Here is a 16,196-nt window from a genome sequence, read left to right as displayed (position 1 = left end):
GAACACTCCCGGAACAACAATAGAAAGGATGATACCCATGGCAAAATTCCTCATTGTCTATTCAACCACCGACGGCCAGACCAGGAAAATATGCCACAGGCTGCAGCAGGTTGTGGAGCAGCAGGGGCATCAGGTGGCCATGGTACCCGTTGAGGATGCGGACCGGATCGACCTTGCCTCCTACGATAAAATCGTCATCGGCGCCAGCATCCGCTATGGCAAGCACAGCCCGCTCATCACCCGCTTCATCGAGAAGAACCGCACCCTCCTGGAGAGCAAGCCCAACGCCTTTTTCTCCGTCAACGTCGTGGCCCGCAAGCCGGAGAAGAACATCCCCGAAAAAAACCCCTACTTGCAAAAATTTCTCCGACGTATTTCCTGGAAGCCCAGGGAACTTGCGGTCTTCGCCGGCAAGATCGATTACCCCAGTTATACTCCCTTCGATCGTTTCATGATCAGGCTGATCATGTGGATGACCAAGGGGCCGACCGATCCCAAGACTGTCATTGAGTTCACCGACTGGGAAAAGGTGGATCAATTCGGCCGGCGCATGGCAAAAATCTAATTGAAGTTCATCTTGTAGTAGAGGTCGACGCCGCTCTCACTGCCGGTTTCCGTCTCCAGCTGCAGCCGCCTTGAGATATCGTAACGGAGACGGAACAGGTTCGCGCCGGTAAAAAGGGAGCGGCCGTAACTGATATAAAGTTGTGGCGTCAGGTATTTGCCGAGGGTGAGGATCGATTGGGAGACACCGGCATCGGCCTGTTTGGCAGGTGCGACGCCGCTGGGGGTGACCGGAATTTGCTTGTAGCCCATCTTTTCTGCCGCGTCCTGCTTGCCGCTCTCGATCTCGATGGTGCTGAGGCCGAGCCGGTTCTTGATCTGGTCCTGGAGCACCACCGACTGCCCGGTGGATAGAAGCAGCCCCGCCGCCTGGGCCATGAGACCCGCCTGTTCGCTGCTGGCACCCAGAGGGTGGCCCAGTACCATGTAGGCAAGGATATCCATATCCGGCATCGCCGGGACCGAATAGAGCTTTATCACCGGCGTCCGCGGAGTGCCGCTAACCGTAACCCCGGCACGCACCTCTCCGACCGTACGCAGGGCCAGGATATCCAGCAGCGGTTCATTGACTGGTCCGCCGGCATAGAAAACCCGCCCACGGGCGATGGCCAGATCAAGGCCGTAGGCCTTGTAGCGCCCCTTGACAACTTTGATCTCCCCCTTGCTGCTGATGTTGTCCAAGCTGGCAAGGGTAAGGTCCATGCTTCCCCCCATCTGCGCATCGATTCCCTCCGCCTTGACCAGCACCCGGTCTCCGAGGGTGACCCGGACCTGAATATCCAGTGCCAGTGGCGGCGCTTTTTTCTCTGCCGGCGCCCCTTCCAGGATCACGTCATTGCTAGGCTGGATGCCGGCACGGGGAGGCTGCCCGTGAATAAGAAGTACCGGCAGGCGCACCTCGCCGCGCACCGCCAGTTTTTTCAGGGTGCCATCGAAGGATAGCTGTGGCGAACCTGAAGCCTCCAGTTCCGGCAGATGAATGAGTTGAAAGCGGTCGCCGGTGATGATCCCCCGATAGCTGTCCAGCTGCCACCCTTTCAAAAGGGCCACCCCCTCTCCTTTGAGCCGACCGGGGCCTGATATTGCACTAAGGGTTATCCCCACCTGGTCCTTGTCCAGATTGGCCGACAGCGTCACATCCCTCAGGGTGATGCCGGCTGCGGGCAGGTAGGCGCCGGCTTGGGAAAGCTGCAGTTTGCCATGGAGCCTCGGCTCCTGCCAAACTCCGCCGACTCCAAGATCCACATCCACCTGCCCATGGGTTTCCTGGACCAGACCTGGCATGAACGCGGACAATACCCCCTGTTCCTGGACCCGGCCGGAGAGGGCCGCCGAGACCGCACCATGGGGATCCGGGGAGACCGGGAAGGCTGCGGGCACCGGTAACGTGAAACTGCCCCTCGCTTGGCCGAACTCCGCCAGGGTCAGCCCCACTGAGCCCCGCAGGGTATCACCACGCCATGACCACTTGAGGGAGGCATCCTTCAGGGCCATGGTTCCCTCTCCTTCCGGTTTCTGCCAGTGGAGATTGCCTCCGGTAAGGGTCACATCGCCAGTCATCTCCAGGCGGTTTTCCGGCAGGAACTTACCCTTTGCCGCTCCCTCCAGACCACCGGCGACCTTGATGTTGCCCTTCATCCAGGGCTGCAGTAATGCCAGATCGGCAACTCTCCATTTCAGCTCCATGGTTCCCTGCTCCGGCAGGGCAAGTCTCGCAGGGGCGGCGGTGGCAAGTTTCGCCTCCAGCTGCACCCCTTCGGCTGCCTTCACATCAAGGTCAAGGTGTATCCCCTTCTCGCTCCCAGCGCCATTGAGGTTCGCCCGTTCAATAGTGACGGTACGCCCCTCCCTGGTTACCTTTGCCTGCCCCCCTGCTTTGATGTTGAATGAGAGCCGGTCGCCGGAGAGGACGGAACCGGCCATGGCGCCGTTACTGAGTCCCGTAACCTGCACTCCCTGCAACCATGGGGTTAGCCTGTTCAGGCTGATCGCCTCCCATTGCACATCCACGTCTCCAGTGACCGGCCCCGGACTGAACTCGGCCCGGGCTTCAAGGCGTTCCCGGCCTGTTCCGGCAAGGGCCATCCGTGCCAGCGACAGCTTTGCCGAACTTGCCTGCAGCCTGGTGGGAGCAAGCAGTCTCCACGGGCCGATGCGATCCCGGCCGTAAAACCGGTTGATGGTACCCTGCCATGACCCACCGCTGTAACTGCCGGCCAGGGCCAGGTTAATACTCGCCTCCGGGGCGGTCATCTCCAGGCTGAGCAAATGGTCGGAAATCCTGCCATCCATTTTCAGCCGGATCGAGTCGGCCTGGAACTGGCGGTACGCCGCCTTCTGCAGGAAAGCGGCAAGGTGGACCGGCTGGTCCTTTCCCTGGGGAACCCTTCCTTCAAAGTTGACGTTTTCGATGCCCAGGCCGCGTCCCTTGAGTTTACGACCACTGCCGCTGATGGAGCCGGCTGCGCTGCCATCCTTCCAGACGCCCCACCCTGCCAGCCGCAACTCTCCGGCGGTCTCCGGCACCAGCCTGGACAGATCGGTCACCACCGCGGCCAAGTCAAACCGCCGGCTCACATCCCCTGAGCCGTGCAGATCAAACCCCCTGCCGTGCAGGTCCAGATTTGCTATCTGCAGATTTTTCCCGGCAAGCTCCCCCTTGACCCTGCCGCTGAGGGGCTGTCCATGAAGGCGGCTCTCCAGCAAAACCACATCCGCCTTCCCCTGCAGGCTCCCCTGCTTCGGCACTGCCACTTCCGCAGCGGCATTGAAATTGACGTTGCCGGTCCAGTCCTTGGCCAGCCGTGCCGGATCCAGGTTTTTCCCCTGCAATCTGCCCTTGGCGGTGATGCCGCCAAGCCAGTCCACTTCCAGCATACCAGCCACAGTGCCGCCGAGCATTGAGCCATTGAGGGGCGCCAGGCTGAGTCCTTTATCTCCACCACGGAAGGTTGCGGCAAGGGACGCGTCCCGCCACCCTTTCCCCCGATTGCCGATGCTGAACTGCCCTTGATATCTTTTACTGCTTCCCGTCAGTGTCAGGCTGCCGGATAGATCGGTCGGCATCTTCAGTTCCCGGGACAGGTCCAGGTCAGCAGCGATAAGAGACAGCTTCACCTCCGGCTCGACAGCTGCCAGATTGATGCTTCCTTCACCGGTAATGGCTCCCCGGCTCCCCGGCCTGATTATCTTCAGCCGGCGCAGGTTCAAGGCGTTTCGGGTCAAGCCCAGCTCGGTCTTTATTTCCAGCTGTGGAGCACCCCTGGCGCGACCGGTAACAAGAACCGGCCCCACCAGTTGCTCCGGAGCAGTGGCGGGCAGCAGACGGCCGGAAACTGACAATGAGTCCATTTGCGCCACCGGCTTTGCCGGGGTCATCACCAGATCCATAGCCAGTGACGGCCGATGGAATCCAGCCGCCATTTTCCCCTTAACCTTTCCCCCATCGGTAGTCATGGTCATTGATGGAAGGGATAGAACGCCATCGCGCCAGGAGATGGTTGCTGCAAGGTTTTTCACCTGTACCGGCTCGGCATCCGCATGACGATAGCGCAAATCCGTCAGCCGCAAGCTTCTGATTTCCGCATCCACATGGTCCGCCAACCCCGGCAGTCGCGGCCAGCTCAGGTCCAGCGGCTTTTTGGTCGACGGAGTATCATCCCGTACAGCTACGGCAGCTAACACCAGCTCATCAACAACCAGACTTCCCGTCACTAGCCAAACCGGTCGCCACTGGAACTCCAGCTGGCCAATGGTTGCCTGTTTCAGGCCGCTACGGATCTTTACCCCCTCAAGCCGCAGGCTATCCAGCAGCCTCCCCTCCACCCTTGCCGCCGATATCTGCAACGGGGTGTACCGTGAAAGGCTTTGCAGTGTCCAGCGGGCACCGGCTGTGGTGCCAAAAATCCAGCCCATTGCCACAATGGCCGCAGTTAGCAGCACCGCCAGCAGAACAGCCAGCCCGTATGCGATGGCACGTTTCACAGTTCCAACCCTATGGTGAAATGGATGTGGAAGGCAGGATTGTCGACCCCCAACTGCCGGGCTATGGACAGATTGACCACGCCGACCCTGGTATAGTAATGGACCCCCACCCCGGCACCGCTGTAAAGTTTGACGGAAGTGAAACTGTTGAAGGCATTGCCGATGTCATAAAACACCGAGAGGCCCCAGTCCTTGAACAGGGCGCGCTCCAGCTCGATGCTGCCGACCAGCAGATGCCTGCCCCCCACCACTTCGCCGGTGGCATCGCGGGGGCCGAGACTTTTGTAGGAATAACCGCGGACGCTCTGATCGCCGCCGGCAAAAAAGCGTAGCGAGGCCGGCAGATCAGCCATGGGATCATTAAGCAGGGTAAGGCCAACTTTGGCCCTGGTGTGGAGCGACAGTCGCCACGGCAGCGGCATCAGATCGCTTCCCTCCGTGATCAGCTGGATCAGCCCCACGTCGGAACCTATCAGTTGGTGGGTGCCGCGCACATCGAAAAAATAACGGAAGCCCCTCTCCGGCCTGATGAGGTCGCCGTAATGGTCCTTGGTGAAACGCAGGCCGGGCAGGACCAGCCTGGAACTGGAATTTTCGCTGCCGATGGTGAAGCTTTCCCGCTGCAGTCTGATGTAAGCAGTTCCAAGCTCCCCCCTGCCGAAACTGCGGTTCTTGTCCAGCTCCAGTGCCACGAGACGACTGACGTAAGTGGTTTCCTCACGCTGCAGATTCAGTTGCAACGATGTGGAGCTACGGATATCGTCGGCGTCGGGGATGACGTAACCACTGGCAAAGCCTTGCAGGCGCTGGGAAATGAAGAGATTGGCATAGTATTCGTGGCCCCGGTGCAGCATGTTCAGATCCCGGTAACGGAGGGAGAAACGGCCACCGGTATCCGTTCCATAGCCGAGTCCGGGCCTCAGGCTGCGGCGGTAGGCCTGTTTCAGCTGCACCGAAACGGGTATGGTATTGTTGGCGGCCTCCTCCTTGTGGGGGGTAACAACGATCTCCTTGAAACGCTCCGAGTTATTGAAGTTGAGCTGGGTCTGACCCAGGCGGCTGTAGGAAAAAGGCTCCCCCGACTTGAAGCTCAGATAGCGGCGCAGGAAGGACTCGGGATAATCGGGTGCACCTTCGATGGTCGCACCGTCGAAGAAATACCGCTCCCCCGTATCCATGACGAGCCGGATTCGGGCCGATGTTCTGGGAGGATCAATGCGGATCTCGTGGGCTGTGAACCGGGCATCCAGGAAGCCTAATTCCTCGGCTGCCGCTTCCAGCCCCCCCTTGGCCTGGTCATAGGGCTGCTGCAGCAATATATCCCCTTTCTCCAGGGGAAAGACATCCACAAGGTCTTTCAGTCGCCCTTCTCCTGCCCCGGCCCCTGTCAGAGCCACATCCAGTGCCGATATACGCACAGGCTCCCCCAGAGAAACCTGTGCCATGAGGCGAAAGTATCCTCTCTCCTCCGAAAGGTTCGTTTCAACCTGGGCGTTGTAATAGCCGAACGGCTGCAGTGCCGTGCGCACCCTGTCCGGTGCCTGGCGCGCAAAGCGCTCAAGCCACAGGCGATCGACCTTTCCCTCCCGCACCATTCCCGGTGGCAAGGCGAGGGCTTCCTGCACGTTGGTCCGCGCCTCATCCTCCACCCCGGTGACGACGATTTCCACCGACTCTGCCGCCATCGAAACCGGCGGCAGAAAGGCAAGCAGGGCAATTAGCATGGCAATGAGGTATGCACCTTTGTTTCCCATTACACCTGCACTTCCGGATTTCAGTCTGATGGGGGTCTTGTCTCTTCCCCTTGAGCGGTCTCCGACCTTTCAACGGTGGCCAGCTCATGCCAGAGATTGATAACCGTGGCAAAAATGATAGGCCCGAGAATCAGGCCGAGAAGACCAATGGTGGTCACACCGCAGATTGCCCCCAGCACCACTGCCGGGACAGGCACGTTCCCCTTGGCCCCAACGGCGATGGGACGGATGGCGTTGTCGGCAAGACCGACCATGAAGACGCACCAGAGGGCAAGAAGGCCGGCTGTAACGTATGCCCCCTTGAAAGCCACATAAGCGGCAAGGGGAACCCAGATGATAGCTGTCCCGACCACGGGCACCAACGCTGCAACGGATGTCAGGCCGGCAAAGAGAACCGGTGCCGGGACGTCGGCGAAAAAATAACCGATGCCGGCGATGATTCCCTGAACCAGGCAGGTAAAGAGGGTGCCCACGGCTACGGCGGTTGTCGTGGCTCGGATCCGGGAAAGGTAGCGGCGCATGTTGTTTCCATCCGGAGCAAAGCGGGTTACGGCCGTGGACATGACTCTTTCGCCGTCGCGGTAAACGAAGAAGAGAATGAACAGGGCCACGACCAGAATGAACATCAGTTCTGCCAGACCTTTGGCCATGTTGGTAGCAGCATTGACGATTCCGCCGGAGATCGGCCCGGCAGACTTGGCAGCATAGCCCCCCACATCGATACCACTCTTTTCCACCAACGAAGTTATTCTGTCGATGAAGGGAATGCGGTGCAGGATGGTAGATCCCGACGTGGCAAAATCTCTTACCAGCCCCTGGGCCGTCTGAAACCATGCCGGGGCATTCTGGGCAATGGTGGTGATAAGTCCGGCAATGGGCAGGACGAAACAGACGGTTACGGCCAGCACCATCAGTCCGGCGCATCTCCCTGGCCTATTTGGAATTCTCTGTGTCAACCGGTTGTAATAGGGTATTGTTGCGATGCCTATGATCAGTGCCCAGGCGAGGGGCTCCAGGATGGGTGCTGCCAGAAGACCGAGCAGGGCGGCAATTCCGGCAGTGGCAATGGCGCCGATTATACTGAGGTAAACTCTTTTATCCATACAGGTACCTCGCAGCATCCTGAACTCAGATTCTCAATAGGCAATTTTACAACATCTTTCAGATCGCGCCGGGCAATATTAAAATATATTTACTGTCCGGAATTATCAGTTAGACTTTCATATGAGCGAAAAGACAAACGATACCAAAGAGGAGGACAGCGATGAAAAGTGTGAAAAAAGCGGTTTATACAATTGCAGCGCTGATTGCTCTAGGTGGAATGGTCTTTAGCACCGGGTGTAAAAAAGAGGGGGGTACCGGTGGTGGAACCGGCGGTGATACAGGTGGCACCTCCGGTAGCGGAACCGGCGGATCGACAGGAGGAACCGGAACTGATACTGGTGGGACAAGCGGCACCGGAACCGGCGGCAGCACAGGTACCGGCACAGGCGGCGGCACGGATACCGGCACTGGCGCCGGTGGCACGTTTGGCGTCATGACCAGTGGCGGAAGATAATTACAGGAGCCCTTCAATTCATTGAAGGGCTCTCATTTGGTGCAAATGTCAGCAACCCACGAAAATGCCTCTCCAGATGATCGCATCGAACATGCATCTCCTTCCTTCCCAGAAGATTTCAGCCTGTTGCTGCATCTTCTTTCACGGTGATATACTTATTATGAAGGCAAATCAATGGGGAGGTGAATCGCCATGCTACGTTGGGCAGCTATCTTTTTCATCATAGCCATTGTCGCTGCTGTGTTCGGATTTACCGGAATAGCCTCTGCCGCTGCCGGTATCGCAAAGTTTCTCTTCATCCTCTTCCTGGTGGTTGCTCTCATCATGCTGATCCTCGGCATCACAGCGGGAACCAAGATCACCCGGCACTAAGTTTCCGGCACGATTTGCGAGGCGGCCCGCAGGCCGCCTTTGTTTTTAGCTAGTGTCCATCCGGAAACTCCGGATGTGACACTAGCAGTTTCCAGACCGGAAATGAGGGATTTTTTGTCCTGGCAAGGAAATCAAGGGGTTGCGCGGAGGCGTACATCGGTACGCAGCACAAGCAAGCCCGCAGATTGACGCCGCCAAGGCAGAAAAGAACCCTTTCCGGATGGAAACAGCTAAGATGTCGTTTTTCATGCTCCTTATTTGGCTTCCAGCACCCCGGTTGCAAGCACTTCCGGACCGGTCGGCTCGGTAACCGTGGGGAAGTCCTCCGGGGTGACAACCAGCCTGAAAACCTTGAAAGCAGTTGTGGCATCCAGCTGCCCCCGCCGTTTTTCGTCGACCCGGAGCTGACCCAGGTTGAATCTTTGTTTTTCCGGCGTCTCGACCCAGACCACATATACGGACTTTGGCGGCTGCAGATTCTGCGGCGGAGCCATGTGTTCCACCCTTAGACGGACACGGGTATTACCATTGGGGTCTTTAGTGGCCTTTGCCTCGCCAATTACTGCGGGCAATTCCGCTGAAGGAGGAACTACAACTTCTTTCGCGCAGCCGGTCAGACCGAGGAAGAGAGATGCTGCCGCCAATAACATGTATTTTTTCATCCGATTCTCCTTTTTATGTTGATAGCAACGTCAGGCTGCTGGGAATGATGAAAAGTGAGGACTGACTTCTAATTTTGAGTGTAATCGACGTCGTTGGCCTGTCAATGCAGAATTAGTATTTTTTTATTAGAGACACAATTGTTTAGCCTCCCAACTTTTTGTCAGGCAGCTTCATTGACATTACCTGTTGCGGCCAATAAAATTAAATATAGCTAACCAAGCCTCTGCTATCATTGGCAGAAAGGGGGCGCTTATGACAGAAAAAAAAGACAGGCCTTTAGGTGATCTGTTTTCGGAACTGATCCAGGAAACCAGGACTCTCTTCAAAAAAGAAGTAGAGTTGATGAGGGTCGAGCTCTCGGAGAAAGTCGAAGGACTCAAGAAGGATCTGGTAGCCGTAGGTATCGCCGCTGTCTTGCTTTACGCCGGGCTGTTGACATTTATTGCCGCCATGGTCTTCGGTCTGGCTGTCTTCATTCCCCTGTGGCTCTCCGCCCTGTTGATCAGCATTGTCTTCATCGGTATCGGTGGTGCGCTGCTGGTCAAGGCAAAAAAAGATGTGTCGCAGATGAAGCTGGCGCCGGAAAAATCCAAAGAGACCTTCAAGGAGACTGCTCAATGGGCAAAAGCACAGATGAAACCGGTCAGGTGACGCCGAACCAGACCGACCGGATACGGGAAGAGATCCGTTACACGGAAGCAGAGATAACGGATACCCTGCAAACCATCGAGAAACGGTTCGCACCGGCCCATATGAAGGCTGAGGCGAAGGTAAAACTGAGGGAATATTCGCTTACCGGGCTGGTCAAGATAACGGAGGCGGTGAAAAAGAAACCCGTCCCCGCAGCCCTGATCGGAGTGGGTGCATTGTGGCTCATCTTCCGCAAGAAAAAGAAACCCCGGCCTGAGGCGGAACTTCCAGGTGCCGCACTGATGGAGGTAATGCCCCGTAAAATGAAGAAGAACCCGGTCAAAACCATGAAACATTACCTGTCGATCCTGAGAATTGCCATTGCCGCCGGAACCGCTGCCAGAGCTATTTATCTGCAGTCTAAAAGCGGGCAAAGGACACCGGCCGGGGCGAAGGCAGTCACCGTTACGGAAGTGCCCCGTGCCGGTGCCTTTCCCGAAACAGTGAGGGAGAACGTGTACTGATGGCTCAAATAAAAGGAACGGGCATCCTCGAACGGGGCAATATCTATTTCCTCTACCGCCCCAAGGTGCAAAAGGAGCAGGCCAGGGGGGAGCGTGATGTGGAGCGCTTCTACATGGTCCTGAGCCCTGAGGGGAAAAACATCTTTCGTGAGATAATCATCGGTCAGAAGGCCCTGCCGGGCATCAGGAAAAAGGAACGGAACTGGGCTTTCGTCAAAAATGTCACCCGGCAGGCCAAGGAACTGGAAGAGGAGTTTGGGGAGCTGGAATATTCCACAAAGACCCGGGGAGAACGGGAGGTGCCTGCGGCAAGGCCTGCCGGGGAAGGAATTTATGCTATCGTCAGGCACGACAACCACACCCATCTGGCCTATTCCCTCGAACTCCCTGAGCAACCGCGTCAGGTGCAGCGCGCCTTGAACATCGCAACCGAAGGGAGCTACATCATCAGCGTCAAGAACCCCGGCAAGACTTCACCCCCCGGGACCGGCCTCAAGAGCGGACAAAAGGCGGGATATCCCCAGGAACTGTTGGCTGCTTTTCGCGATCGCCGCTTCGCCGATGCCGACCCTCCCGAATTGCTGGACTATCCGGGAACGGAGCTGATGCTGATCGGGGCAGAGGAGAAACCGGGGGAGGAACTGGGGATCGGCCTCAGCACCGATAAGGAAACCGGGGCCTCGGCCGATATTTTCACTGATCTCAAGCTGAACAGGAAGGAGCATCCGGTGAAGCCGCTTTTTGAAGGGAAATGGGAGTAACCGATGCTGAATTCGACCCTCAGGCGCCGCTGAGCAGCATCCTCTTTTTGGCGATACTTCTTCCCTTCAGGTCTTCCACCGGCAGCCCGGCATCCAGGTAGGCGCTGAATCCCCCCCTCAAAGGATGCACATCCCGCCAACCCTTTCGTTGCAGCATCTGCGCCACTTCCACGCTTGGTCGATCTCCCGGTCCCAGGTAGCAGATGACTATTTCCTGGTCATGGGGAATTTCCCCCAGATGCTGCTCCAACTCGTCATCGGCAACCCTCAGCGCCCCCCGCGCCTTGATCAGGCCGACATCCCAGTCCCCATGATGGCGCAGGTTGACGAGAAAAACCGGCTTGCCGCTCTTCATCCTTGATTTAAGATCGTCCGCCGTGATCTCGAACTGTTCCGACAAAAGCTTTGCCATGATTACCTCCCGCAGATTTTACCGGTGGCGAATATACAAGTCTTTTTAGAAGCATACCAGACCCGGCCGGGGGGGCAACCGCGCCCGCCATCCGTTCAGTAAACGTAGCGCTTTTTGTCGATGACCGTGCGGAAGGCCAGGATGAACATGGCTGCGTTCCATGACTGTCCCACCATGCCCAAGGGCTCTCCGGTCACGCCATGGAACCACTCGTTAAACTCCCAGTCGTTCACCTGATTGGCCCGAGCCAACCGGGTCAATTCGACCAGGGCTTTTTCCCTCTTGCCCAGGCGGGCCAGCAGCATTACCCAGAATCCGCCGGCAAAGGGCCAGATGCCGCCATTATGGTACTGCCACGGGAAGTTCTGGCGGTGGCGGTGCATGTAAAGCCGCCAGAGCGGCTCACGGATCTGGATCGGCCGCCCCACCACCCGGAGCGGAAAGGGGCGGTGCGCCTCCAGGGCCAGAATGGCCCTGACCAGCTCGCATCCCCGCGATGGAGCGGCCAGCCCGGTCAAGGCTGCAAGGACGTTACCGAAGACGTCGATCTCCATCCCCCAGACGGTGAAATTGACGAAGCTGAGGTAAAAGGGGGTACCTTTGGACCGGTTGCGGATGTAATGGACAAGGAGTCGGGGGCGGCGCTTTTCGGGAACGACGTTGCCATATGGGTTAAAGAGCAGGTTAGCATAATCCCTGGTGTGACAGGCGGTGGGGAGGTTGTAGAGCCTTTTCACCCAGTGCCAGAGCACATTGCTGTAAAGGACAAACCCGGATCGGGGCATGATGTCGGCCCAGTCGCTGGCCTCATTCTGCTGGAGAAGGTACCAGGCCTGGTGCTCCTGGCATTGGAGCCAATTCAAGGCCAATGCCGATTTTTCGGCGAGGCCTGCGCCAAGGTGTTCTTCCGGGCAGAGGCGGTCGTAAAAGCTGACGGCGATCAGCCACCACAGGGTGGCATCGATACAGCCGGTGTACCAGAAATCCACCTCCCCGGTCTCGGGCTTCACATATTTGGGGATCTGCCCGTTGGGCGCTTGGTACTGTGCCAGGGTGGCGAGCCCCTGCCGGGCGACCCGCACCAGTTCCACGTCTCCGGAGACCAGCATGCCGAGGGCGCAGATGGCCGCGTCCCGTCCGAAGATGGCCGTGTAGTTGCGCCCTGCTGCTTTCCTGGTTATGGTTGCCGCCAGAATACCCGCTTCGCTGGAATTGGCATGGAGCAGAAGAACCGCCTTTTCATAGCAGACTTCTATCAGCTCCAGGTCGGCGACTTCCATTGTTTCCATCCTGCTCCTCCCCGTTGCAAAGCCCATGGCAAATGGTAATGTTTTATCAGACAAGCTGCTGTTCATAACACCAGGGAGGCACCTATGAAAGCCATCTGGACCGGTTCCATCAGTTTCGGCCTGGTTAACATTCCGGTGAAACTTTTCAGCGGTTCCGAAAGCAACTCACTGGACCTGAACCTGCTGCACAAAACCGACCTGCACCCCATAAACTATATCAAAGTCTGCAAGGCTGAGAACCGGGAAGTACCCATGAGCGAGATCGTCAAAGGCTACCAGCATGCCAGCGGCGAATATATTGTTCTTACCGAGCAGGATTTTGAAATTGCCAGCGTGGAAAAGACCCACCTCATCGACATTCTCGATTTCGTCGACGAACAGGAGATCGACAGCAGATACTTCGAGCGACCCTATTACCTGGAGCCGGACAAGACAGGTGCCAAGCCGTATGCCTTGCTGCGGGAAGCACTGAAGAAATCGGGCAAGGTGGGAATCGCCTCCTACGTCCTGCGCAACAGGGGAAGCATCGGCATCGTCAAGCCGCTGGAGGATGTGCTGGTTCTCAATCAGATGCGCTACCAGGAGGAGGTACGAAGCCATGCCGAGCTGAAGCTTCCCCAGGGTGAAAACCTCCGCCAGCAGGAAATCGACCTGGCCCTCATGCTTATCGACCAGTACTCCACCAGGTTCGACCCAGCCAAATACAAGGACAGCTACATGGATGATCTGAAAAGAATCATCGAGGAGAAGGCACAGGGCATTCAACCCCAGCCCCAGGGGAAACGCCCCCAGCCCTCCAATGTGGTGGACATGATGGCCCTGTTGAAGAAGAGTCTGGAGGAGAAAAAGCGCAAGGCGGCGTAGGACAGGGGTGCGGCCGGCAGTCGCGGCTTCGTCCGTTCGTTCTGCGCCGGAGCTGCGGACCTGGCAGTGACGTCTTTCCCAGCTCCGGAAACGCCGTTATCCGCTATTTTCGTCCAATGACCTATGGCGGGTGTCCGCTCGCCGCTCCGGCGCTGTCACTCACTCCCGAAACCACGACTGCCTACTGAGCCTCTTTCGAGAACTTCATGACCTTGGACGACTACCGAAAGAAGCGCGATTTCGATCGTACCCCGGAGCCTCAAGGGAGAGCAGGCCCATCGGAGCCGGCCCTCCGCTTTGTCGTGCAAAAACACGCCGCGTCCCACCTGCACTATGACCTTCGCCTGGAACTGGACGGGGTGCTGAAGAGCTGGGCGGTGCCCAAAGGACCGTCCCTCGACCCGGCGGTGAAAAGGCTGGCCATGATGGTAGAGGACCATCCCTTCGACTACAGGAATTTCGAGGGGATCATTCCGGCAGGCAACTACGGTGCCGGCGCCGTAATCATCTGGGATGAGGGGACCTGCCACGCCTATGGGACGGAGGAGCGTAGCGAAAGCGAACGAATCTTGCGCCAGGGGCTGGCAAAGGGAGATCTGAAGTTCATTCTCCACGGCCACAAGCTCAAGGGCAGATTTGCCCTGGTCAAGATCCGAAGTGGAAAGGGCAATTCCTGGCTGCTGGTTAAAAAGGACGATGAACATGCCACGGCGGCAGATATCACACGGCATGACCGGTCGGTGGTCTCGGGGCGAAGGCTGGATGAACTGGGGCCGGAAGGGGAAGAGCCAGTCATGGCCGATATGCCCGGCGAAGCCGCACCCATGCCCCACAACGTCAAGCCCATGCTCGCCACGCTGGTGAAGGATGCTTTCGACCACCCCGACTGGGTCTTCGAGATCAAGCTGGATGGTTACCGCACCATCGCCGAAATCTCTGCCGGGTCGGTGCTCCTCTATTCCCGCAATCTGCTCCCTTTCAACAACAGGTTTCCCACCATTGCCGCCGCCCTTGCCGGATTAGGTAGAGAGGCCATCCTTGATGGAGAAGTGACGGCCATGGATGAAAACGGCAGGTCCGATTTCCAGCTGCTGCAGAACCATGACCGCACCGGGGAAGGATCGATCCTTTACTTCATCTTCGATCTCCTCTACCTTGACGGCCGCGATTTGCGCAACCTGCCGCTCCTTACCCGAAAGACCCTCCTGCAGGAAATACTTCCCGACCTCCCCCAGGTGAGGTATTGCGAACATATCGGTGAAACCGGCATCGCCTTCTTTCAGGCCGCGCAGGATAACGGCCTGGAGGGAATCGTCGCCAAACTGGCAGATAGTCGCTACGAAACGGGGAAAAGAAGCAGTGCATGGTTAAAGGTCAAGGCTACGCTCCGGCAGGAGGCCATCATCTGCGGCTTTACGGAGCCAAGGGGAAGCCGGAAAAAATTCGGCACCCTGGTGCTGGGTGCCTACGACAAGGGAGAACTGGTATACATCGGCACCAGTGGCGGCGGCTTTGACGAGGCGAGTCTTAATGAACTCCATGACATGCTGCTGCCGTTGGTTCAGGGGGACTCTCCATTCAAAACCAGGGCCGCGACAAGGATGCCGGCCCAATGGGTGAAGCCGGTACTGGTCTGCGAAGTCTCCTTTTCCGAATGGACCAGCGATGGCGTCATGCGGCAACCTGTCTTTCTCGGCCTGCGTCAGGACAAGGACCCGGTGACTATAATCCGGGAAACATTTCCCGGTCCCATGGCGGCGCCACCTCCGTCCGCAGAAAAAGCCGGTCTGGCGGAAAAAGAACTGACCATCGGCAGCAGGCGGCTTAAGCTGACCAACCTGGACAAGGTCTTTTGGCCTGCAGAAGGCTACACTAAAAGGGACGTCATTGACTATTACCGCACGATTTCACCCTACCTGCTCCCCCATCTGCGTGACCGCCCCGAGTCCCTCTACCGCACCCCCAACGGCATCGAGGAAGCAGGGTTTTTCCAGAAGGACGTCAGGGACATGGTAGCGGACTGGCCGTTGACCGAGGCCATATACTCCGAGTCACAGCACAAAACCATCACCTTCCTCATCTGTCAGGATGAAGAAAGCCTTATCTACATGGCCAATCTGGGGTGTATCGAGATCAATCCCTGGCTCTCCCGGCTGGGGAGCCTGGATAACCCGGACTACCTGGTAATTGACCTGGACCCTGAGGAAATCGGCTTCGAGAAAGTAGTGGAAACGGCCCTGGCGGTAAAAGAGGTTCTGGACCGGGCCGGGGCCGTGGGCTTTCCCAAGACCTCCGGCGCCACCGGCATGCATATCTATGTTCCCCTCGGAGCCAGGTACGACTATGAAACAGCAGGGCGGTTCGCCCACCTCATCGCCACCCTTGCCAACCATCTGGTGCCGGATTTCACCAGCCTGGAAAGGAGTCCGGCCAAGAGACAGGGAAAGGTCTATCTTGATTTTCTGCAGAACAAGCGGGGCCAGACCCTTGCCGCTCCTTACAGCATCCGCCCCAGAACGGGAGCAACAGTTTCCACCCCCCTTTACTGGAGCGAGGTGGCGCCGGGGCTGGAACCGCGGGATTTTACCATCAGAACCGTGCCGCGGCGCATTGAAAAAACGGGCGATATCTTCGTCCGTGTGCTCGGCCCCGGCATCCATATGGAACGCTGCATTGAAACACTGGAGCGTTTGTAAACAGTGCCAGGAACCATTCTTTTTGAACCACCGCTGACTGGGCCGGTGGTCCGGGAGCATTTGCAATGCATGCTGAAAGGCCTAAACTTTAAGTGTTAGCTGAAAAATTGCGGGCAGGCCATTTC

General features: G+C 57.8%; 14 protein-coding genes. 8 read left to right on the top strand and 6 right to left on the bottom strand.

Translation table 11 applies throughout. The annotated features are described in order from the left end of the window. Positions 1-37 precede the first annotated feature (37 nt). On the top strand, positions 38-565 hold the full coding sequence (gene hemG / locus GEOB_RS01720) for a menaquinone-dependent protoporphyrinogen IX dehydrogenase (protein ID WP_012645449.1): 528 nt from the start codon (positions 38-40) through the stop codon (positions 563-565). On the opposite strand, the gene GEOB_RS01715 is transcribed toward hemG, so the two are convergent. The 3 genes from GEOB_RS01715 to GEOB_RS01705 are packed head-to-tail and all read right to left on the bottom strand — an operon-like array spanning position 562 to position 7,405. Beyond that, complete coding sequence (locus tag GEOB_RS01715; protein WP_012645448.1) at positions 562-4,548, bottom strand: translocation/assembly module TamB domain-containing protein; 3,987 nt, start codon at positions 4,546-4,548, stop codon at positions 562-564. The genes hemG and GEOB_RS01715 overlap by 4 nt on opposite strands. Next, positions 4,545-6,302, bottom strand: a complete 1,758-nt coding sequence (locus GEOB_RS01710; RefSeq protein WP_012645447.1) for an autotransporter assembly complex protein TamA — start codon at positions 6,300-6,302, stop codon at positions 4,545-4,547. Before GEOB_RS01710 ends, GEOB_RS01715 begins: the two co-directional genes overlap by 4 nt. Before the next feature lie 20 nt (positions 6,303-6,322). After that, complete coding sequence (locus GEOB_RS01705; RefSeq protein ID WP_012645446.1) at positions 6,323-7,405, bottom strand: AI-2E family transporter; 1,083 nt, start codon at positions 7,403-7,405, stop codon at positions 6,323-6,325. A 161-nt stretch (positions 7,406-7,566) separates the two neighbouring features. On the opposite strand from GEOB_RS01705, the gene GEOB_RS19175 reads away from it, so the two are divergent. Further along, positions 7,567-7,860 carry a hypothetical protein gene (locus GEOB_RS19175; RefSeq protein ID WP_012645445.1) on the top strand — a complete coding sequence of 98 codons (294 nt, stop codon included), beginning with the start codon at positions 7,567-7,569 and terminating at the stop codon, positions 7,858-7,860. 192 nt (positions 7,861-8,052) lie between these two features. Beyond that, positions 8,053-8,232, top strand: a complete 180-nt coding sequence (locus GEOB_RS01695; RefSeq protein ID WP_012645444.1) for a DUF1328 domain-containing protein — start codon at positions 8,053-8,055, stop codon at positions 8,230-8,232. Positions 8,233-8,486: 254 nt separating this feature from the next. Here GEOB_RS01695 and GEOB_RS01690 read toward each other — a convergent pair whose 3' ends face one another. Further along, positions 8,487-8,894: a hypothetical protein gene (locus GEOB_RS01690; protein ID WP_012645443.1), complete on the bottom strand. Its 408-nt coding sequence runs from the start codon at positions 8,892-8,894 to the stop codon at positions 8,487-8,489. 253 nt (positions 8,895-9,147) lie between these two features. Between GEOB_RS01690 and GEOB_RS01685 the strand changes: the two genes are divergently transcribed. The 3 genes from GEOB_RS01685 to GEOB_RS01675 are packed head-to-tail and all read left to right on the top strand — an operon-like array spanning position 9,148 to position 10,810. After that, positions 9,148-9,546 carry a phage holin family protein gene (locus tag GEOB_RS01685; protein ID WP_012645442.1) on the top strand — a complete coding sequence of 133 codons (399 nt, stop codon included), beginning with the start codon at positions 9,148-9,150 and terminating at the stop codon, positions 9,544-9,546. Further along, positions 9,513-10,049, top strand: a complete 537-nt coding sequence (locus GEOB_RS01680; RefSeq protein ID WP_012645441.1) for a hypothetical protein — start codon at positions 9,513-9,515, stop codon at positions 10,047-10,049. The genes GEOB_RS01685 and GEOB_RS01680 overlap by 34 nt, the downstream gene beginning before the upstream one ends. Then, entirely contained in the window at positions 10,049-10,810 is a 762-nt protein-coding gene (locus tag GEOB_RS01675; protein WP_012645440.1) for a hypothetical protein, read from the top strand. The genes GEOB_RS01680 and GEOB_RS01675 overlap by 1 nt, the downstream gene beginning before the upstream one ends. A gap of 19 nt (positions 10,811-10,829) precedes the next feature. On the opposite strand, the gene GEOB_RS01670 is transcribed toward GEOB_RS01675, so the two are convergent. Together GEOB_RS01670 and GEOB_RS01665 are read right to left on the bottom strand one after the other, a co-directional pair. Next, entirely contained in the window at positions 10,830-11,222 is a 393-nt protein-coding gene (locus GEOB_RS01670; RefSeq protein WP_012645439.1) for a rhodanese-like domain-containing protein, read from the bottom strand. Positions 11,223-11,317: 95 nt separating this feature from the next. Further along, positions 11,318-12,511: a glycoside hydrolase 100 family protein gene (locus tag GEOB_RS01665; RefSeq protein ID WP_012645438.1), complete on the bottom strand. Its 1,194-nt coding sequence runs from the start codon at positions 12,509-12,511 to the stop codon at positions 11,318-11,320. An 84-nt stretch (positions 12,512-12,595) separates the two neighbouring features. Between GEOB_RS01665 and ku the strand changes: the two genes are divergently transcribed. Further along, positions 12,596-13,375 carry a non-homologous end joining protein Ku gene (gene ku, locus GEOB_RS01660; protein WP_012645437.1) on the top strand — a complete coding sequence of 260 codons (780 nt, stop codon included), beginning with the start codon at positions 12,596-12,598 and terminating at the stop codon, positions 13,373-13,375. Between the two features lie 206 nt (positions 13,376-13,581). Then, complete coding sequence (ligD, locus tag GEOB_RS01655; protein WP_012645436.1) at positions 13,582-16,071, top strand: DNA ligase D; 2,490 nt, start codon at positions 13,582-13,584, stop codon at positions 16,069-16,071. The last annotated feature ends 125 nt before the right edge of the window (positions 16,072-16,196 follow it).

This window comes from Geotalea daltonii FRC-32 (assembly GCF_000022265.1).
GTDB lineage: Bacteria > Desulfobacterota > Desulfuromonadia > Geobacterales > Geobacteraceae > Geotalea > Geotalea daltonii.
This window is presented reverse-complemented; position numbering and strand designations above follow the sequence as displayed.